15 protein-coding genes and 1 riboswitch are annotated in these 16,416 nt (G+C 62.0%); of the genes, 1 reads left to right on the top strand and 14 read right to left on the bottom strand.

All coding sequences use genetic code 11. The features are described from left to right. Positions 1–15 precede the first annotated feature (15 nt). Genes cobF through cbiE form a run of 6 tightly spaced genes read right to left on the bottom strand, consistent with a single transcriptional unit; the run spans position 16 to position 5,180 of the window. Positions 16–786 (bottom strand): precorrin-6A synthase (deacetylating), encoded by a 771-nt coding sequence (gene cobF, locus I9185_RS00685; protein WP_171633636.1) that lies wholly within the window; start codon positions 784–786, stop codon positions 16–18. Further along, the gene (gene cobA, locus I9185_RS00690) at positions 779–1,507 is read right to left on the bottom strand and encodes a uroporphyrinogen-III C-methyltransferase (protein WP_209547185.1); all 729 of its coding nucleotides are present in this window, start codon (positions 1,505–1,507) and stop codon (positions 779–781) included. The genes cobF and cobA overlap by 8 nt, the downstream gene beginning before the upstream one ends. Beyond that, entirely contained in the window at positions 1,504–2,826 is a 1,323-nt protein-coding gene (locus I9185_RS00695) for a cobyrinate a,c-diamide synthase (protein WP_209547188.1), read from the bottom strand. Before I9185_RS00695 ends, cobA begins: the two co-directional genes overlap by 4 nt. Further along, positions 2,813–3,607: a precorrin-4 C(11)-methyltransferase gene (gene cobM / locus I9185_RS00700; protein ID WP_171723587.1), complete on the bottom strand. Its 795-nt coding sequence runs from the start codon at positions 3,605–3,607 to the stop codon at positions 2,813–2,815. Before cobM ends, I9185_RS00695 begins: the two co-directional genes overlap by 14 nt. Further along, positions 3,604–3,984: a cobalamin biosynthesis protein gene (locus I9185_RS00705; protein ID WP_209547191.1), complete on the bottom strand. Its 381-nt coding sequence runs from the start codon at positions 3,982–3,984 to the stop codon at positions 3,604–3,606. The genes cobM and I9185_RS00705 overlap by 4 nt, the downstream gene beginning before the upstream one ends. Then, positions 3,981–5,180, bottom strand: a complete 1,200-nt coding sequence (gene cbiE, locus I9185_RS00710) for a precorrin-6y C5,15-methyltransferase (decarboxylating) subunit CbiE (RefSeq protein ID WP_171633622.1) — start codon at positions 5,178–5,180, stop codon at positions 3,981–3,983. The genes I9185_RS00705 and cbiE overlap by 4 nt, the downstream gene beginning before the upstream one ends. On the opposite strand from cbiE, the gene I9185_RS00715 reads away from it, so the two are divergent. After that, positions 5,179–5,910, top strand: a complete 732-nt coding sequence (locus I9185_RS00715; protein ID WP_209547195.1) for a cobalt-precorrin-6A reductase — start codon at positions 5,179–5,181, stop codon at positions 5,908–5,910. The two genes, cbiE and I9185_RS00715, sit on opposite strands and share 2 nt — an antisense overlap. Here the strand turns inward: I9185_RS00715 and cobJ are convergent. The 8 genes from cobJ to I9185_RS00755 form a co-directional block, all read right to left on the bottom strand. Next, positions 5,901–6,665, bottom strand: coding sequence for a precorrin-3B C(17)-methyltransferase (gene cobJ / locus I9185_RS00720; RefSeq protein WP_209547198.1), 765 nt, complete (start codon positions 6,663–6,665; stop codon positions 5,901–5,903). The two genes, I9185_RS00715 and cobJ, sit on opposite strands and share 10 nt — an antisense overlap. Continuing rightward, positions 6,662–7,390: a precorrin-2 C(20)-methyltransferase gene (locus tag I9185_RS00725; protein WP_171633615.1), complete on the bottom strand. Its 729-nt coding sequence runs from the start codon at positions 7,388–7,390 to the stop codon at positions 6,662–6,664. The genes cobJ and I9185_RS00725 overlap by 4 nt, the downstream gene beginning before the upstream one ends. Next, positions 7,387–8,016 carry a precorrin-8X methylmutase gene (locus I9185_RS00730; RefSeq protein ID WP_152457460.1) on the bottom strand — a complete coding sequence of 210 codons (630 nt, stop codon included), beginning with the start codon at positions 8,014–8,016 and terminating at the stop codon, positions 7,387–7,389. Before I9185_RS00730 ends, I9185_RS00725 begins: the two co-directional genes overlap by 4 nt. Then, complete coding sequence (locus tag I9185_RS00735; RefSeq protein WP_209547201.1) at positions 8,016–9,137, bottom strand: cobalamin biosynthesis protein CobG; 1,122 nt, start codon at positions 9,135–9,137, stop codon at positions 8,016–8,018. The genes I9185_RS00730 and I9185_RS00735 overlap by 1 nt, the downstream gene beginning before the upstream one ends. Continuing rightward, a complete protein-coding gene (gene cobN / locus I9185_RS00740; RefSeq protein WP_209547204.1) occupies positions 9,134–12,427 on the bottom strand; it encodes a cobaltochelatase subunit CobN in 3,294 nt (1,097 codons plus the stop codon). The genes I9185_RS00735 and cobN overlap by 4 nt, the downstream gene beginning before the upstream one ends. 3 nt (positions 12,428–12,430) lie before the next feature. Then, positions 12,431–13,486, bottom strand: coding sequence for a cobalamin biosynthesis protein CobW (cobW, locus tag I9185_RS00745; RefSeq protein ID WP_171231961.1), 1,056 nt, complete (start codon positions 13,484–13,486; stop codon positions 12,431–12,433). Between the two features lies 1 nt (position 13,487). After that, on the bottom strand, positions 13,488–13,859 hold the full coding sequence (locus I9185_RS00750; RefSeq protein ID WP_171633608.1) for a DUF1636 domain-containing protein: 372 nt from the start codon (positions 13,857–13,859) through the stop codon (positions 13,488–13,490). 91 nt (positions 13,860–13,950) lie between these two features. Beyond that, a riboswitch (cobalamin riboswitch) is annotated at positions 13,951–14,158 on the bottom strand. 227 nt (positions 14,159–14,385) lie between these two features. Next, positions 14,386–16,242 (bottom strand): SLC13 family permease, encoded by a 1,857-nt coding sequence (locus I9185_RS00755; RefSeq protein WP_171633868.1) that lies wholly within the window; start codon positions 16,240–16,242, stop codon positions 14,386–14,388. Positions 16,243–16,416: the final 174 nt, after the last annotated feature.

Below are 16,416 nucleotides of genomic sequence, written 5' to 3' on the forward strand. Positions count from 1 at the left end.
GAGAGTTCTGCGCAGTCACGAATCCGTGTTCGCCGCGCGCTGCTGCACGTCGCGTTTCTTCAGCACGTAGATATCCATGATCCAGCCATGGTCGGCTCGGGCGCGGGCGCGCGTGTCAAGGATCCGCTGCGCGACCTGATCCAAAGGGCCGCTGATCAGCAGCTCTTCTTTCATGCCCACATAGGCCCCCCACCAGATGTCATACTCTGCCATCCTGAGGGACTGGAATGAGCATTCCCCGTCCAGCATGACGGCGACTTTCGAAGCGGTTTCAGGCCAGCCTTCATCCCGGATACGACGCCCGGTGGTCACGACATAGGGTGCGCCCAGATCATTGATCGGGATCGCATGAGCCGCGGTCAAAGCCTGCAAGGCCGTGATGCCCGGAATCACCCTGGTGTTGGGCTTGGGGTCCAGCCGCGCCGCAATGCGCAGCGAACTGTCATACAGGGACGGGTCGCCCCAAATCAGCAGAGCAATGTGCTGCGCCCCCGGGTGAGCCTCGATCGCCTCGTGCCAGCGCAGCGCAATGGCGTCGTGCCATTCGTCCACGCCGCGCAGATAGCCATCGTCCGCCCGGCGCCTTGGGATGTCAAAATAGGCTAACCTTGGCGGTGTCTCGGTTACCCGGTCGATGATGTCCTCACGCAGCCCGGCCAGATCGGCCTTGTTTTCGCCCTTGCGGGGAATCAGGATCAGATCGGCCGACCGGATCGCCTGCGCGCCCTGAAAGGTCACGTGATCCGGGTTGCCGGTGCCGATGCCAATCAGGCTCAGATCAATCATCTTCGAACTCCGCCAGCGGCCCGTAAAGGATCAGGGCCGGAGCCGTGCCGATCTCGGATTTTAGCTGTTCGGCCAAAGCACCGATGGTGGTGCGCGTCAGCTTTTGATCCGGGGTCGAAACAGATTCAGCCATCAGGGCAGGCGTGTCCAATGACAGGCCGTGTGAATACAGCGCTTCTGCCAGAAGCGGGAAAGTACGTTTGCCCATGAATACAACGGTGGTGGCCTGAGAATCGGCCAGCGCGGTCAGGTTCAGATCGTCCGGCAGCGCGCCGCTGACGTCATGTCCCGTCACGAACTGCACGCGCCGTGCGGTCAGACGGCGCGTCAGCGGGATACCTGCGGCAGCTGCGGCAGCCACCGCAGACGGGATGCCGGGGATGATCTCGAATTCAATGCCCGCATCACGAAGGGCAACAAGCTCTTCTTCAAGCCGCCCAAACATGCCGCCATCGCCGGATTTCAACCGCACGACATGTTGGCCGGTCCGGGCGTAATCCACAAGCAACCGGCTGACATGGTCCTGCTTGGGCGAGGGGCGACCGGCCCGTTTGCCCACGCCCACAAGATCGGCGTCTTCGCGCGCGTGGCTCAGAATCGGCCCGCTGCTGAGGTCATCGAACAAAATCGCATCGGCTTTTTGCATCCTGTTGACGGCCTTCAACGTCAGCAACTCCGGATCGCCGGGGCCCGAGCCGATGAAAGACACAAATCCGCTCATGCAGTTGCCTCCGCAATCAGGTGAAAGAACGTACCTGTGACATTGCCGCGAACAGAGCCGGTCTGAGGTCCCTCTGCGCCTTCGGCATCAAACACACGGGCCAGCGGCGGGTCAGGTTGATCCACGATCGAGGAATAGTGGAACTCATGCCCGCGCAGCGCTGCATTCCGCTCAAATCCCGGCATCGGGGCCAAAAGTTCGGCCTTGCGATAGCCCAGGTTGAATTTGCGTTTTTGGTAGGACGTCACCAAACCCAGCAGGCCAGCCATTTCATGCCGCACGCCATCCTTGTCGATCAGCGCATGACCCAGCGCCATATACCCACCGCATTCGCCATGCACAGGCCTTGTTTCCGCGTGCTTGCGCAGACCCGCGAGGAACGTTTGGGCAGCAGCCAACGTCCCGGCATGCAGTTCCGGATAGCCGCCGGGCAGCCAGACCAGATCGGCATCCGCCGCCGGCGCTTCGTCAGCCAGCGGCGAGAAGGGCAGGATCTCGGCCCCAGCTGCGCGCCAGCCTTCCAGCAAATGTGGATAGGTAAAGGAAAATGCCGCGTCCCGTGCCAGTGCAATCCGCTGGGCCGGAGGGCGCGGCAGCGCGTCTGACGATGGCCCAATGGGGCCTGAGGAAGCCGCCCGTTTGATCGCCTCGAGATCCACATGTTCGCGCAGAAATGCGGCATAGCCTACGATGGCGCTTTCAAGATCCGGGTGTTCGACGGCCTGGATCAACCCCAGATGCCGCTCGGGGAGGGTCAGATCGCCTCTGCGCGGCAGCACACCCAGAACCGGCAGGCCTGCACGTTCCATCCCCAACCGGGTCAGGCGCTCGTGCCGGGGGCTGGCGCAGCGGTTCAGGATCACGCCGGCAAAGGGCAGATCGGGGTTGTACATCCTGAACCCCAGCGCGGTGGCCGCCGCAGATTGCGCCTGACCGCCGACATCCAGCACCAACACAACCGGCCAACCCATCCGTGCAGCGGTCTCGGCGCTCGACCCATGACCCAACTCACCCGGCTTGGCCACGCCATCGAACAGACCCATCGAACCTTCTGCCACCACGATGTCGGCACCTTCGGCCTGCGCAGAGATCGCGTTCAACAAAGGATCGCCCATCGCCCAGCTGTCAAGATTGAACGAAGCCCGCCCGGACGCGGCTCGGTGGAAGGCAGGGTCGATATAGTCCGGTCCGCTCTTGAACGGTTGAACGGTCAGGCCATCCTCGGCCAACGCGCGCAACAGGCCCAGCATGACCGTTGTCTTGCCCGTGCCCGAAGACGGGGCGGAAATCAGAAGGCCCGGAGGGTTAATCATCACCATGGCTCCAGCTTGACCAGGGGCTCTCGGCGCTTTGCGGGCGATAGCGGCGGTCGTAATCTTTCGAATACAGGCAGCTTTCGTCGAAACCTTCGCCCGCCAGTGCCGGACCGACCATGATCAACGCAGTCCGCGAGATGCTGTCATCCAGCGCCTCTTTGAGCGTTCCCAGCGTCGCGCGGATGATCCGTTCATCCGGCCAGCTTGCGCGATAGACCACGGCGACCGGACAGTCGGCCCCATAGGCCGGGGTCAGATCGGCAATGACGTTGTCCAGATTGCCGATGGACAGATGAATGGCAAGTGTCGCCCCCGTGCGTGCGAAATTCTCCAACGTCTCGCCTTCGGGCATGGAAGATGCACGGCCCGGCGTCCGGGTCAGAACCACGGATTGCGCCAGCCCGGGCAGAGTAAGCTCGGTTCCCAAAGCCGCCGCAGCCGCCGCAAAGGACGGAACGCCTGGGGTTACGCTGACCGGAATGCCCATTTCCTTGAGGCGGCGGATCTGTTCCCCCATCGCCGACCAGACCGACAGGTCACCGGAATGCAGGCGGGCCACGTCCTGGCCGGCCTGATGTGCGGCCTCGATCTCGGCCATGATCTGATCCAGATCCATTGGCGCGGTGTTCACGATCCTTGCGCCTTCGGGGCAGTGGCCAAGAATTTCTTCCGGAACCAGGGAACCTGCATAAAGGCAAACGGGGCAGGATGCGATGATGTCGCGCCCGCGCAGCGTTAACAGGTCGGCGGCGCCCGGTCCGGCGCCGATGAAATGAACGGTCATGTTTGTCCTCCGATGGCTATGGCGCATGTGGCCAGCCGGTCGTCTGAAATCTGTCTGGGTGAAAGCAGCCGCGCACCCGGGCCAAAGTGCTTTCCGGCGGCCGCCAAGGCGGATGCTTCGGCCACGCTTCCGGTGCCATAGGTTGCGCGGCTGCGGTTTGAGCAGGTGAGTGTACGTTGACCGGCCAGATCGCCTGCGGCAACGAAATGTAAGGGCAGAGACACCTCTTCTGCAAAGGATGTCAGGGCCGAATGACCTTCCTTGTCGGCCACGGTTGCCAAGGCGGCGACGTCGTGGTTTGCGGCTGCCGCGTCAAACGCTTCACGCAAGCTGTCGGCTGTCGCGGAAGAGGAGAAACCGAGGCCAGCAACGATCATAGCGTCACGCTCCACTGCACCACCGGATAGGCGGACTTCCAGCCGCGCCTTGGTCCCAGCGGGGCTGATTGTGCAAGTTCTATCCGAAGCAGGTCACCGCCCAAGTCTTCGTGCCAACGTGCCAGCAGGGCCTCGCTTTCCAATGTGACCGCATTGGCGACAAGGCGTGTGCCTTTAGGAAGCGCATCGCGCAGCCACGCTAGCAGATTGGCGCTCAATCCTCCGCCGATGAAAACGGCATCCGGCAGGTCGACACCTGACAGCGCTTCTGGTGCGGTTCCGTGTACTACATTCAATCGATCTTGCCCCAATGTATCTGCATTTCGGCGGATTCGCTCAGCCCGGTCGGCACGGGGCTCGAAACACGTCGCGGAAAGGGTCGGATCACACATCAGCCATTCGATGCTGATCGAACCTGTGCCTCCACCTATATCCCACAGATGTTCGCCGCGTTGCGGGGCAAGCGCCGAGAGTGTCAGGGCGCGGATCGGGCGTTTGGTGATCTGACCGTCCGTCTCGAAGATGTGGTCCGGTTTGCCAGACGCCTTGGAAAGGGCAGGTCCTGCACCGGAAACCTCCAGACCGACGCAGACCGGATGGTCGAACGTACCCAAAAGCGCCTCGGTCAGCGTGACTGTTCGGGTGTTTTCGCGCGGGCCACCTAGGGCCTGCATCACATGCAGGGCCGAGTCGGCAAAGCCTGTCTCGGTCAGATACCGTGCCAGTTCCGCCACGGACTTTCCGTCACGCAGCAACAGGATCGCGTGCGCTCCCGGTGCCAGATGAGGACGCAAACGGGTCAGCGGCGCGGCGTGCAGGCCGAAGGTCAGTGTGCTTTCCAAAGGCCAGCCGAGCCGGGCAGCCGCCAGCGAAAAGGTGGATTGGCCGGGCAGGGCGGTCCATTCACCGGCATCGAAATTGCGCGCAATGACAGAGCCTGCGCCAAACCAGAACGGATCGCCCGAGGCCAGAACAACGGTCTGCCGGCCACGCAATCCTTTCAGGATCGGCAGACCTTCCGAGAACGGCACAGGCCATTCGACACGCTCCGCCCCTGTTTCGCGCAGCAATGACAGGTGGCGCGGCGGCCCCATGATCACTTCGGCCCGGTCCAGCACTTGACGGCCGGATGGCGACAGGCCATCAAACCCATCTTCGCCCAGTCCCAGAACGGTCAGCCACGGAGATTCAGACATGACAACCCTCCTGATCCTTGGTGGCACGACCGAGGCCAACGCGCTGGCCAAAGCTGTTTCGCAACAAGGCATTGCGGCTGTGTATTCCTACGCCGGACGGGTGGAAAACCCGCGTCCTCAACCCTTGCCGGTAAGGGTCGGCGGTTTCGGCGGTCCGGAGGGTCTGGCTGCCTATATCCTTGAGAATGCCATCACCCATGTCGTGGACGCGACCCATCCCTTTGCGGCCCGGATGAGTCGGAACGCGATCGAGGCATGCGCCGCGACGCGGGCGCCATTGGCCGCGTTGACCCGCGCGGCCTGGGTGTCGCAGCCCGGCGATGTCTGGCGTCATGTGCCCGACATCGCTGCCGCCGTCGACGCATTGTCCGGCGATGCTCAGCGTGTTTTCCTTGCCGTTGGCCGCATGCACCTTGAGGACTTCACGGTCCAGCCCCAGCATCGCTATTTGCTGCGTCTGGTGGATGCGCCCAATGAGCTGCCCTTGCCGAACGCAGAGGTGGTCGTCGCCCGAGGGCCGTTTACCGAAGCCGACGACCGGGCGTTGATGCAGCGCCATGGGACGCAGCTGGTCGTGTCCAAGAACGCAGGCGGCACGGGCGCGCGCGCCAAGCTGGACGCGGCGCGGGCGCTGGGCGTGCCCGTGCTGATGATCGACCGCCCGGTTCTGCCGAAGCGGACCGAGTTTTCGCAGGTCGCACAGGTTCTGGACTGGCTGTCTCATCCCTGATCCTCACCAGGAGTGAAGCGAGGGGTGTAAACGATGGGTGCGCCATCGCGCTCGATGACGCGCGTTCGGGATGACCCCACGATCACCACAGTCTGCATATCCGCCATGTCGGGCGTGGCTTCGGCCAGTGTCGAAATGCGCATCTCTTCATCGGCCCGCGATACGGCGCGGGCGAACAGGATTAAACGTTCGGGCTCACACTCTTCACGCAGGATTTCCAGCGTTTTTACAAAGCCTTCCGGGCGAGACTTCGAGCGGGGATTGTAATAGGCCATCGAGAAATCCGCCTGTGCGGCAAGGCGCAGGCGTTTTTCGATCAATGACCATGGTTTGAGGTTGTCGCTGAGGTTGATGGCGCAGAAATCATGTCCCATCGGGGCACCCGCGCGCGCGGATGCAGCCAACATCGCCGTGATCCCCGGCAGCACATCGATCTGAAGGTCACGCCATTCCGCAGGGCCGTTTTCCAGTGCTTCGAAGACGGCCGCCGCCATGGCAAACACGCCGGGATCGCCCGAGGATACAACGACCACCCGTTTGCCATCGGCAGCCATTTGCAGCGCGTGTTGCGAGCGGTCGATTTCGACCCGGTTGTCACTGGCATGCAGTGTAAGGCCGGGGCGCTCGGCAATACGCGCCACATATGGGATATAGCCCACAACATCGGTGGCTTCGGCCAGCGCGGCTGTTACTTCTGGTGTAACAAGCGCCTCGTCACCCGGCCCCAGACCGGCAATCTTGACCCAGCCGCTCATGGTCGCCGCCCCTGACCGTGCACGACGATGATCGAGAAATACGGGGTGATCTTCTCGCAGGCTTCGGACAGCTTGGTCACTGTCTGGTTCGGCATCTGCGCATATTCCACGATCCACGCCCGGTCATACAAGCCAGCGGTCTTCAGAGCGCGCTTCACCTTGTCGATGTTGCGTCCGATTTTCATCACGACCAACGCATCGGTCAGAGCCATGCGTTCCGCCAGCGTTTCTTCGGGCAGGGTGCCAACCAGCACGGTCAGCACGTCATCACCCCAGGTGATCGGATCGCCCGTGGCCGTCCACGCACCGGACATGCCGGTGATGGCTGGCACAACCTCGACCGGAGCTTCGTCACGCAACCGATTGTATAGATGCATGAACGAGCCGTAGAAAAACGGATCTCCCTCACACAAGACCACCACATCCTCGCCCTGTTCGGACAGGGCCTTGAGATGGGCGGTGCAGTTTTCGTAGAAAGCTGCCAGCAATTCGTTGTAGCGCGGGTCTGTCACCGGGATCTCGGTGGTTACGGGATATTCCATCGGAAACTCGACCGCGCCTTCAGGGATCATCCCGTTGACGATCTTGCGGGCCTGACCACTGCGACCTGGTTTGCGGAAATACGCCACATGCTTTGCATTGCGCAGCAGGCGATCAGCCCGGACGCTCATCAAATCTGGATCGCCGGGGCCAAGGCCCACACCGTATATGGTGCCCATCTTCATTCAGCCCGGCTTGCGATGGCGTTGATGGCCGCCACCGTGATGGCGCTGCCGCCCAGACGACCTTTGACGATGCAGGATGGCACCGGTTGCGCCTGCCACAGCGCATCCTTGGATTCCACCGCGCCGACGAAGCCAACCGGGCAGCCGATGATCGCGGCAGGGCGCGGGCAATCCGGGTCTTCCAGCATGTTCAGCAAATGGAACAGTGCGGTGGGCGCATTGCCTATGGCGACCAGCGCGCCCTCCAGATGCGGCCGCCACAGCTCCAGCGCAGCGGCGGAACGGGTGTTGCTCATCTCGGCAGCCAGCGGGCGTACGCGTTCATCGTGCAGGGTACAGATCACCTGGTTGTCGGCGGGCAGGCGGAAACGGGTGACACCTTCGCTGACCATGCGCGCATCACACAGGATCGGTGCGCCATTTTCCAAAGCAGTGCGGGCCGTCTGCACGAAGCCGGGCGAGAAATGCACGAACTCTTCCAGTCCGACCATACCCGCGGCGTGGATCATGCGAACGGCAACCTGCTCTTCATCGGCATCAAACCGGGCCAGATCAGCCTCTGACCGGATGGTGGCAAAGCTTTCCTTGTAGATCGCCGCGCCATCGGTTTCGTATGTATAGGGCATCAGGTGAAGTCCATAGTCATGAGTGTTTCCGGGTCGAGCCCGCGTTGGCTGGGCTCATCCCCCGCGCGGCCCTGTTTGACAAGATCAAATCGTCCGTTTGCGCCCACCAATGTGATGTCGGCAGGACCCATGCGAGCGCATCCCTTGCTACAGCCTGAAACATGCAGGCGTCCGGCCACCCGCGACGCCAACGCCCGGGCGATGTCGCGCGTCTCGGTCTGCGCCTGCGGGCAGAACGGCGCGCCGGGGCAGGCGTCGGTGGTCATCAACGGATCGGTTCCATTTTCGACAAAGGCCGGGGCAGGTATCGCCGCCCCGCCTTCCAGCAGGATCAGCCGCCACGGGGTGACGCGCAGGGCGCAAGCGCCGCTGTCCTCGATCAGGTCATACAGCTTGCGCGCAGGCAGCGACCCAAAAGCCGCGCCGTAAAGGGCACCCAGTTCACAGGGGCCCGGTTGAAGCTTTGCGCCAACAGAACCGGGCGCACATCCTTGCCATTCCTGCGGCAGGGCGACGATGACGCGCGCCATGCGGCGTGTCTCGGGCGTGTAGGTTTCGGCAAACCACATCGCCAGCGCGATCACGTGGTCAATGGCGTCGGTCTCGGTCACGCTCCGCCCGGTTTCGCAGCCATCGGCGCGCAGGATCAGGCCGCCTGCACTGGTTTCCAGACGAATATCAGCCGAATCCGACGCCAGCAGACGTTCGGGGCCCGTGTCGATTGCAAAACCGAACTTTGCCGGCAGGGCCGGCAGCTCCGCAAGCCGGTCAATCAGTTCATGGGTCAGCCGAGCAGTCAAATCGCCCGCCTGATAGAGCGGTGTAACCAGAATATTGCGGCGTATTTCGATACCGGGTTCCGCATCCAGCAGGTTCAGCGCGGCAAGCTCTTTGAGCAGAGGCTGATGGTCTTCCTCTTCCACGCCCCGCAATTGCAGATTGGCGCGATTGGTCAAATCGATCGAGCCGTTGCCAAAGCGGTCAGCCAGATTGCACAGTCCCAGTGCCTGATCGGCGTCCAGACGCGCCAGCCGGGGCCTGACCCTGACGACCAGACCGTCACCGGACATCATCGGACGATGGGCGCCCGGGCACCAGCCCTGAACGATCGGTGCACTCATCTCAATCCCTCCAGATCAGCCCTGATAGAGTTCCGGCGCGTGTTCCAAAGCCCGGCCTCAAGCAGCGCGCGAAACCGGTCCTGCATGGCCTGACGCGCCTTGGGATTGGCCTCTTGCAGGAACGCGTCCACCTCTTCGTTGCCCAGAGTGGCATCGTGGTAGAGGTCAAAAAGATGTGGTGCGACCGTGCCAGACAGATGCGCGAAAGAAGCCATATGATCCAGCGTTGCCGCGATTTCGGCCGCCCCCCGGAAACCATGGCGTTGCATTCCGGCGATCCAGCCGGGGTTGGCGGCACGGGCGTGGACGACTCGGCTGATTTCTTCACGCAAAGTTCGGGCACGCGGGTTTTCGGGGTTGGTGTTGTCCAGATGGTACAGCTGCGCGGTTCCGCCGGCGATCTTCTTGGCGGCGGCAAAGCCTGCCTCGTACGTGGCATAATCGTTGGCCAAAAGAAGATCGGTTTCGGTCAGGTCCTGCAAGTGGACAAAGCTGTCCGCATTTGCAACGCGTTGGGTGATGCCGTCCTTGTCCTGCGAGATGTGTTCGCCTTCCAATGCAAAAGAGCTGGCCTCTAGCCACGCTTCACCGGCCTGCGCACGGGCCTCGTCGGTATACACTTCGGAAAGTTCGGTCATATTGACGCCGTAACTTCCGGGCGCAGGTCCATAGACCCGCGCTGCCGGCGCCTGCCCGGCATAGGGGTTCCAATCCGTCGCTTCATCGCGCGCGGCCAATGCGCGAACCGCTTGGCCAAACAAAGCGGACAGCGTCGGGAAAACATCCCGGAACAGGCCCGAGACCCGCAGGGTCACGTCCAGGCGCGGGCGGCTCAGGTCGGTGATCGGCAGAACCTCGATGCCGGAAACCCTCTCGGACCCTTTGTCCCACACGGGTTTGACGCCCAGCAGGTGCAAGGCCATGGCGAATTCCTCGCCCGCCGTGCGCATGGTGGCTGACCCCCACAGATCGATGATCAGCCCCTTCGGGTAATCGCCTTCTTCCTGAAGATGGCGCCGCACCAGTTCCTCGGCCAGTTTCACACCCTGAGCATAGGCCGCACGGGTCGGAACCGACCGCGGATCGGTGGTGTAAAGGTTCCGCCCGGTGGGCAGAACATCTGACCGGCCACGATAGGGGGACCCCGAAGGCCCGGCATCAATCCGCTTGCCTTCGAGCGCTTTGATCAGCGCGTCGCGTTCGGCGTTGGCCGAAGGGGCCGGATCGAAACTGCCCGTCACCTCGGGCACGCGCCCGAAGATGTGCAGCCCGTCGCCAAACTGGCTTTCCTTGATGTCACAGACAAAGCGGTCGATGCGGGTGATGGCCTCGGCGGTGCAGGTAGCCTGATCGAGGCCGAGATCGCTTTCCAGCCCTATCGCCTGCGCCTCATCACGGATATCTTCCTGCAAGCGGTCGCGGCGTTTGGGGTCAAGCCCGTCGGCGTTCGAAAACTCATCCAGCAGCGATTCAAGCCGCACCATCCGATCCGGCGTGCCACTTTCCTTCATCGGGGGCGGGATGTGGCCCAGCGTGACGGCTCCGATCCGGCGCTTGGCTTGCGCGGCCTCGCCCGGGTCGTTCACGATGAACGGGTAGATTACAGGCAGATCGCCGATCAGCGCCTCGGGCCAACAATCGGCAGACAAGGCGACCGATTTTCCGGGCAACCATTCCAGCGTTCCATGCGCGCCGATATGGATCAGCGCATCGGCACCCAACCCTTTGCGCAGCCACAGATAGAAGGCGACATAACCGTGGCGCGGGGTGCGCAAGAGGTCATGATAGTCGTCATCCCGCAGCTCGGGCGTGCCGCGTTCGGGTTGCAGCGCGACCAGCGCCTTGCCGCGCCGAAGCGCGGTGAAATGGAAGGCCCCATCGGCACAGGCCGGATCATCTTCGGGCGCGCCCCAAACGGTGTGCAGATCAGCGCGCAGGGTCTCGGGCAATTCCGCAAGCGCATCCTGATAATCCCCAAGCGACCACGAAATCCGTGCGTCCAGAAGAGTGTCGGCAATCGGCTCGCCAGTCGCGATGTCATAGCCTTCTTCGTCAAGATCGGACAGCATCGCCTGGGCCGAGGCCAGCGCGTCGAGGCCAACCGCATGGGCCATCTGCCAGTCTTTGCCGGGATAGGTGGACAGGACCAACGCAGGAATCTGATCTGCCTTGGGTTTGTCGTTCAGTGCAAGCCAGCCCGATACACGGTCGATGATCGCTTCGATCCGGTCCGGTTCGGGACGGTGTGCAAAGCGCGCGTATTCCAGATGCGGATCGCGTTTTCCGGGTTCCTTGAAAGACGCAACTCCTGCTGAGATCCGTCCATCCACCTCGGGCAGTACCACATGCATGGCAAGATCGGCCGGGGACAAACCGCGTTCCGCCTCGGCCCAGGCTTTGCGGCGCGAGGTGGCGAGAGCGACCTGAAACACCGGCACGCCTGCAGCGTCCAGAGGCGACGTTCCCGACGCGCCTTTTCCCGAAAACGAAGTGGCGTTGACAATGGCAGATGGGTTCAGCGCAACAACCTGTTCCCGCAACCATTCGGCGGCTACAGGCGCCTTGAGAGACGGGGCAAACAGGCCCACCGCCGCGTATCCACGGGCGCGCAGGCTGCGGATCAGGGCTGCGATCGGGGCGGTGTCTGCCGAGGTCAGGTAAGCGCGGTAAAAGGTGACGAGGATTCGTTTAGTCTTGCCTTCGAATGCGGTTTCCACCGGGATTACGCCGCGATCCGGACACCACACGCCACATTCGGGCAAGGTCTTGGCGCCCATCACCGGACCGGCATAAAGCCCCGCCGCCAAAGCCATCTGCGCCAGCGCGGCCTGTGCCGCGACCTCGCCGCCGGTATCGCACAGATGCGCCAGACGCCGCAGGGTCGAGACCGGCAGGGTGGAATAGTCATCCAGCCGCGTGTCCTCGCGCCCGTCGGCGGGCAGCACCGCCAGTGCGATGCCCTTGGCCTGCGCCAGCGCCAGAACCTGCTGCAACCCATAAGCCCAGTAGGGCACCCCGCCGATCAGACGGATCAGAATGCCCTTGGCGCCTTGAAGCGTCTGTTCGACATAGGTATCGACCGACAGCGGGTGTTTCAGAGCCGTCAAATTCGCCAGCCGCAGGGTCGGCATTCGCTCTTCCGGTCCGCCACCACGATGCCAGCCCGCCGCGAAAGCGCCTAGGTCGCTGTCCGAAAAGGACAGCACCACCAGGTCCGCCGGGCTCTGGCCCAGATCGGTTGGGGTCTCGGTTTCCTCGAGCCCGTGGCTTTCGCGAAAGACGACGTGCATGGCTTACTCGGCGGCCTCACGCACACCCACGAGGATTTCGCGGATTTCCGCCTCTTTGATATCGTCATGCTCGGCGATGACGACCAGACGCGAACGGCGTTCTTCACCGGGTTCCCACGGGCGGTCATACTGGTGACGCACGCGGGCACCCACTGCCTGGACCAGCAGGCGCATGGGTTTGCCCTGAACGGCGGCATACCCTTTGACGCGCAGGATGTTCAGTTCATTGGCCAGGCGTTCGATATTGGCGACCAGTTGGGCCGGATCGGTCTGCTCGGGCAGCTCGACGATGATGCTTTCGAAATCGTCATGCTCGTGATCGTGATGGCCGTCGTGATGCGAGGGTCGGGCGTCCATGTCATCCTCGGCGGCGGCTTCCAGACCCAGCACAACGCGCACGTCCACGGCACCTTCGGCCACTTCGACGACGGGTAGGGGGCGCGGCGCCTCGGCGGCGATGATCTCGCGCGCTTTGGCCACGCCTTCGGGGCCGGCGAGGTCGGGCTTGGTCAGCAGGATGATGTCAGCGCACGAGATCTGATCCTCGAACACCTCGGACAGGGGCGTTTCGTGGTCGATCGAGTCATCGGCCATGCGCTGCGCATCCACTGCTTCGACATTGGGCGCGAAGCGGCCTGCGGCCACGGCCTCGGCATCGGCCAGGGCGATCACGCCGTCGACGGTGATCTTCGAGCGGATGTCAGGCCAGTCGAATGCCTTGAGCAGCGGTTTCGGCAGGGCCAGACCGCTGGTTTCGATCAGGATGTGATCCGGGCGTGGCTCCAACGCCATCAGGGCCTCGATGGTGGGAATGAAATCATCTGCCACGGTGCAACAGATGCAGCCATTGGCCAGTTCCATGATGTTTTCCGCCGGGCAATCAGGAATGGCGCAGGATTTCAGGATGTCGCCATCGACGCCTACATCGCCGAACTCGTTGACCACGACAGCAAGGCGCTTGCCCTGTGGGTTCTGCATCAGGTGACGCACCAAAGTGGTCTTGCCCGATCCCAGAAAGCCGGTGATCACTGTGACGGGGAGTTTTTCGAGGTTCGACATGTCAGGCTCCAATGGGGGGAATGCGCGAGGCACAGTTCTTGCGAAAATGTTCGGGGCGTTCGCGCCATTTCACCAAACCATCTTCGGTGGCCAGATACTTGGTCGCGCCGTCGACGATGACGTCGACATGATCTGTTTCGTTCAGGTTTTCATACACGAAGGTCCAGCGGCCCGGCCCGCGCAACACGATCGAACAGCCTTGATCACAGTTTGACAGGCATTCAACGGCTTTCAGGGTGACACCGTCGGGCAGGTCCGCCTGTTCCAGAGCCTTGTGTAACAAAGCGCCCGGGCGTTGCGTGTCATCTTCCACAGGCAGGCCGCGACGGCAGGTGGTACAGACCAGCAACTCGACTGGTGCGGTATCGGTCATGTCTCTCATCCCCCCAAATCCTCTTCGCGGGGGACGGGGTTTCATGCGGGCCACGAATGGTCATGGACCCGACACCGGAACACCCCGCCCGGTTTCAACTTCGGTTGTTGGCAGGTCTCCCGGCTTGCGGATGCCAGAGGCGGGCCTCTGTCGGATGTCCCGCCTTCCCGGCTTTTGGGCCAGTGGCATTGGGCATCCTCTCCGTTCACGGTCGCGGGGGCGGCTGCGTTTGGCGGCAAGACCGTTGACGCATTCCCTTTTCATCGGCTGTCACCGACACCAACGAAAGGGACATGCGGCACCGCTGGCCTGCTTGTCAAGCGAGTCGCGCGCAACAATGATGCAGAGGCATGGAAAGCGACCTGTGGGCGTCGATGGGCGGCATGGCGTGCCGGGACCCAGCCTGAGATGGGCCGGGCGACGAACAGTATGTTAGCAAGGGGCGTAGACTATGGTGAACGGGTGCCTTGACTGAACCTGTCCCGATGATGGGAAAAGACCACCGAACACCGCGGATCCTCTTGCGCTAATAGATGACGTTTATCATGAGCAGCGAGACGACCAGAAACAGCGCTGTCATTATTCCGCCGGAGCGGACGAAATCCATCACCTTGTATCCGGCCGGACCCATGATCAACGCGTTTACCTGATGGGTTGGGATGATGAAGCTGTTCGAGGTCGATATGGCGACCGTCAGGGCAAAGACGGCCGGGTTTCCACCCGCCGCCACCGCAATCGATACCGCCAGAGGCACCAGCAGGACCGTGGCCCCCACATTGGACATGACCAAGGAAAAGGCCGTCGCCAGAATGGCGATGCCGGTTTGCAGCGACCAGAGCGGCCAGCCGTCCAGAATTATCATGATCTGCTGGGCGATCCACGCGGCCGTGCCTGTGTTCTGCACGGCTTGTCCCAAAGGTATGAGGCAGGCGAGCAGGAATACGGTGTTCCATCCGACCGCGCGGTACGCCTCGTCCACGCTGAGCACACGGGTCAGCATCATGCCCACCGCGCCGGTAAGAAGACAGAGTGAAAGCCGGACGTCCGTGAACAGGATCAACGACAGCGAAATGGCGAAGAATGCCAGGGCCCAGCCGACTTTTTGCGGCCTCAGCTCGTCCTGAGGAAAGTCTGTCGTCACAACGACGAAATCCGGATCTCGTTTGATCCGCATCAGGTTGTCCCATCTGGTATGGGCCACAAGCATGTCGCCCGCCTGAAACTTTTCGAGCCCGATCTGAGTGGATTCGTGATCCTCGGTCTCGACATGGCTCAGCGTCTCTTCGCCGCGGTGAATGGCCAGCAGCGACATCCCGTAGGTCTTGCGAAACAAAAGCTCGCGGGGGCATTTGCCGATCAGCTTGCTGTCAGGCGTGATGACCACCTCGGCCACGCCTGCATTGGTTGGGGCGAACTCTTCGACGAAAATGTCCAAGTCCGGAAGAACGGTCAGCCCGTATTTCTCGGCGAACTTCTCGACCTCCCAACGGCGGCCGACGATGGCCAGCCGACACGGCGCTGCAATTTCCGCTGTCAAAACCTGAACCATCGAGGTTTTGCCGCGATAGAAGGTTGAAATGATGTACAGGTGGTTTTCGTGGTTGATGTCGGCCAGAATCTCGCCGACCAGGGGGCTGTCCTCGGGCACCACGACTTCGAACACATCAGCTTTGAGGCCATAGACCCTTTGCAGGTATTCCTGTGTCCCTTGTCCGGTACCCGTATTGTCAGGTCCTTCAGCCTCGGGCAAAACCCAGCGTCCCAACAGCAGAAAGTAACCAATTCCCGTCAGGATCAGAACCGCACCGATCGGCGTGACCGAGAACAGGCCGAAGGGCTCCATTTTTTGAGAGGCCGGCAGACTGTCATTTGCCGTCAGGATCAGATCGTTCAGTAGGATAAGAGGAGACGACCCGACCATCGTCATTGTGCCGCCCAAAATGGCGCAGAATCCCATTGGCATGAGCAGGCGCGACAGCGGTATGCCTGACCGTGTGGAAATTCGGCTGACAACCGGCAGAAACAGAGCAGCGGCGCCTACATTCTGCATGAACGAGGATATGACGCCAACGGTGCCGGAAATGATTGGTACAACCCTGCCTTCGGATTTGCCGCCGTATTTGAGTATGACGGCAGCCACCTTGTTCATGATCCCCGTCTTGTCCAGACCGGCCCCGACGATCATAACCGCAATGATCGAGATGACGGCATTGGATGCGAAGCCGTCGAACAGAAGGGTGACATCCGCCAAATTTTCCAGCCCGGGCGCGTAGCTGAGCAAGCCTATGAGAACCAGAACCAATATGGCGGAAAGGTCGATCCTTATGATCTCGGAAACGAACAGAAAAACGGTGAAAGCCAGAAGGGTGCAAACGACCCCCATCTCGAAGGTAAAGGCAATATGTTCCACAATACGTCCAGAACTTTTTCTTTGTTAGATTCCTAGTTCATCCCTCCCGACTTGTCATGAAGTTTCGTTTTTCGGCGATGTTGAGACATAATGTTGCTCAATGGTTGCTGTGGGAGCAATGCTTTCGGGAACCCCGTTTGACGAACA

This window comes from Ruegeria sp. HKCCSP346 (genome assembly GCF_017872595.1).
Classification (GTDB): Bacteria; Pseudomonadota; Alphaproteobacteria; order Rhodobacterales; family Rhodobacteraceae; genus Ruegeria.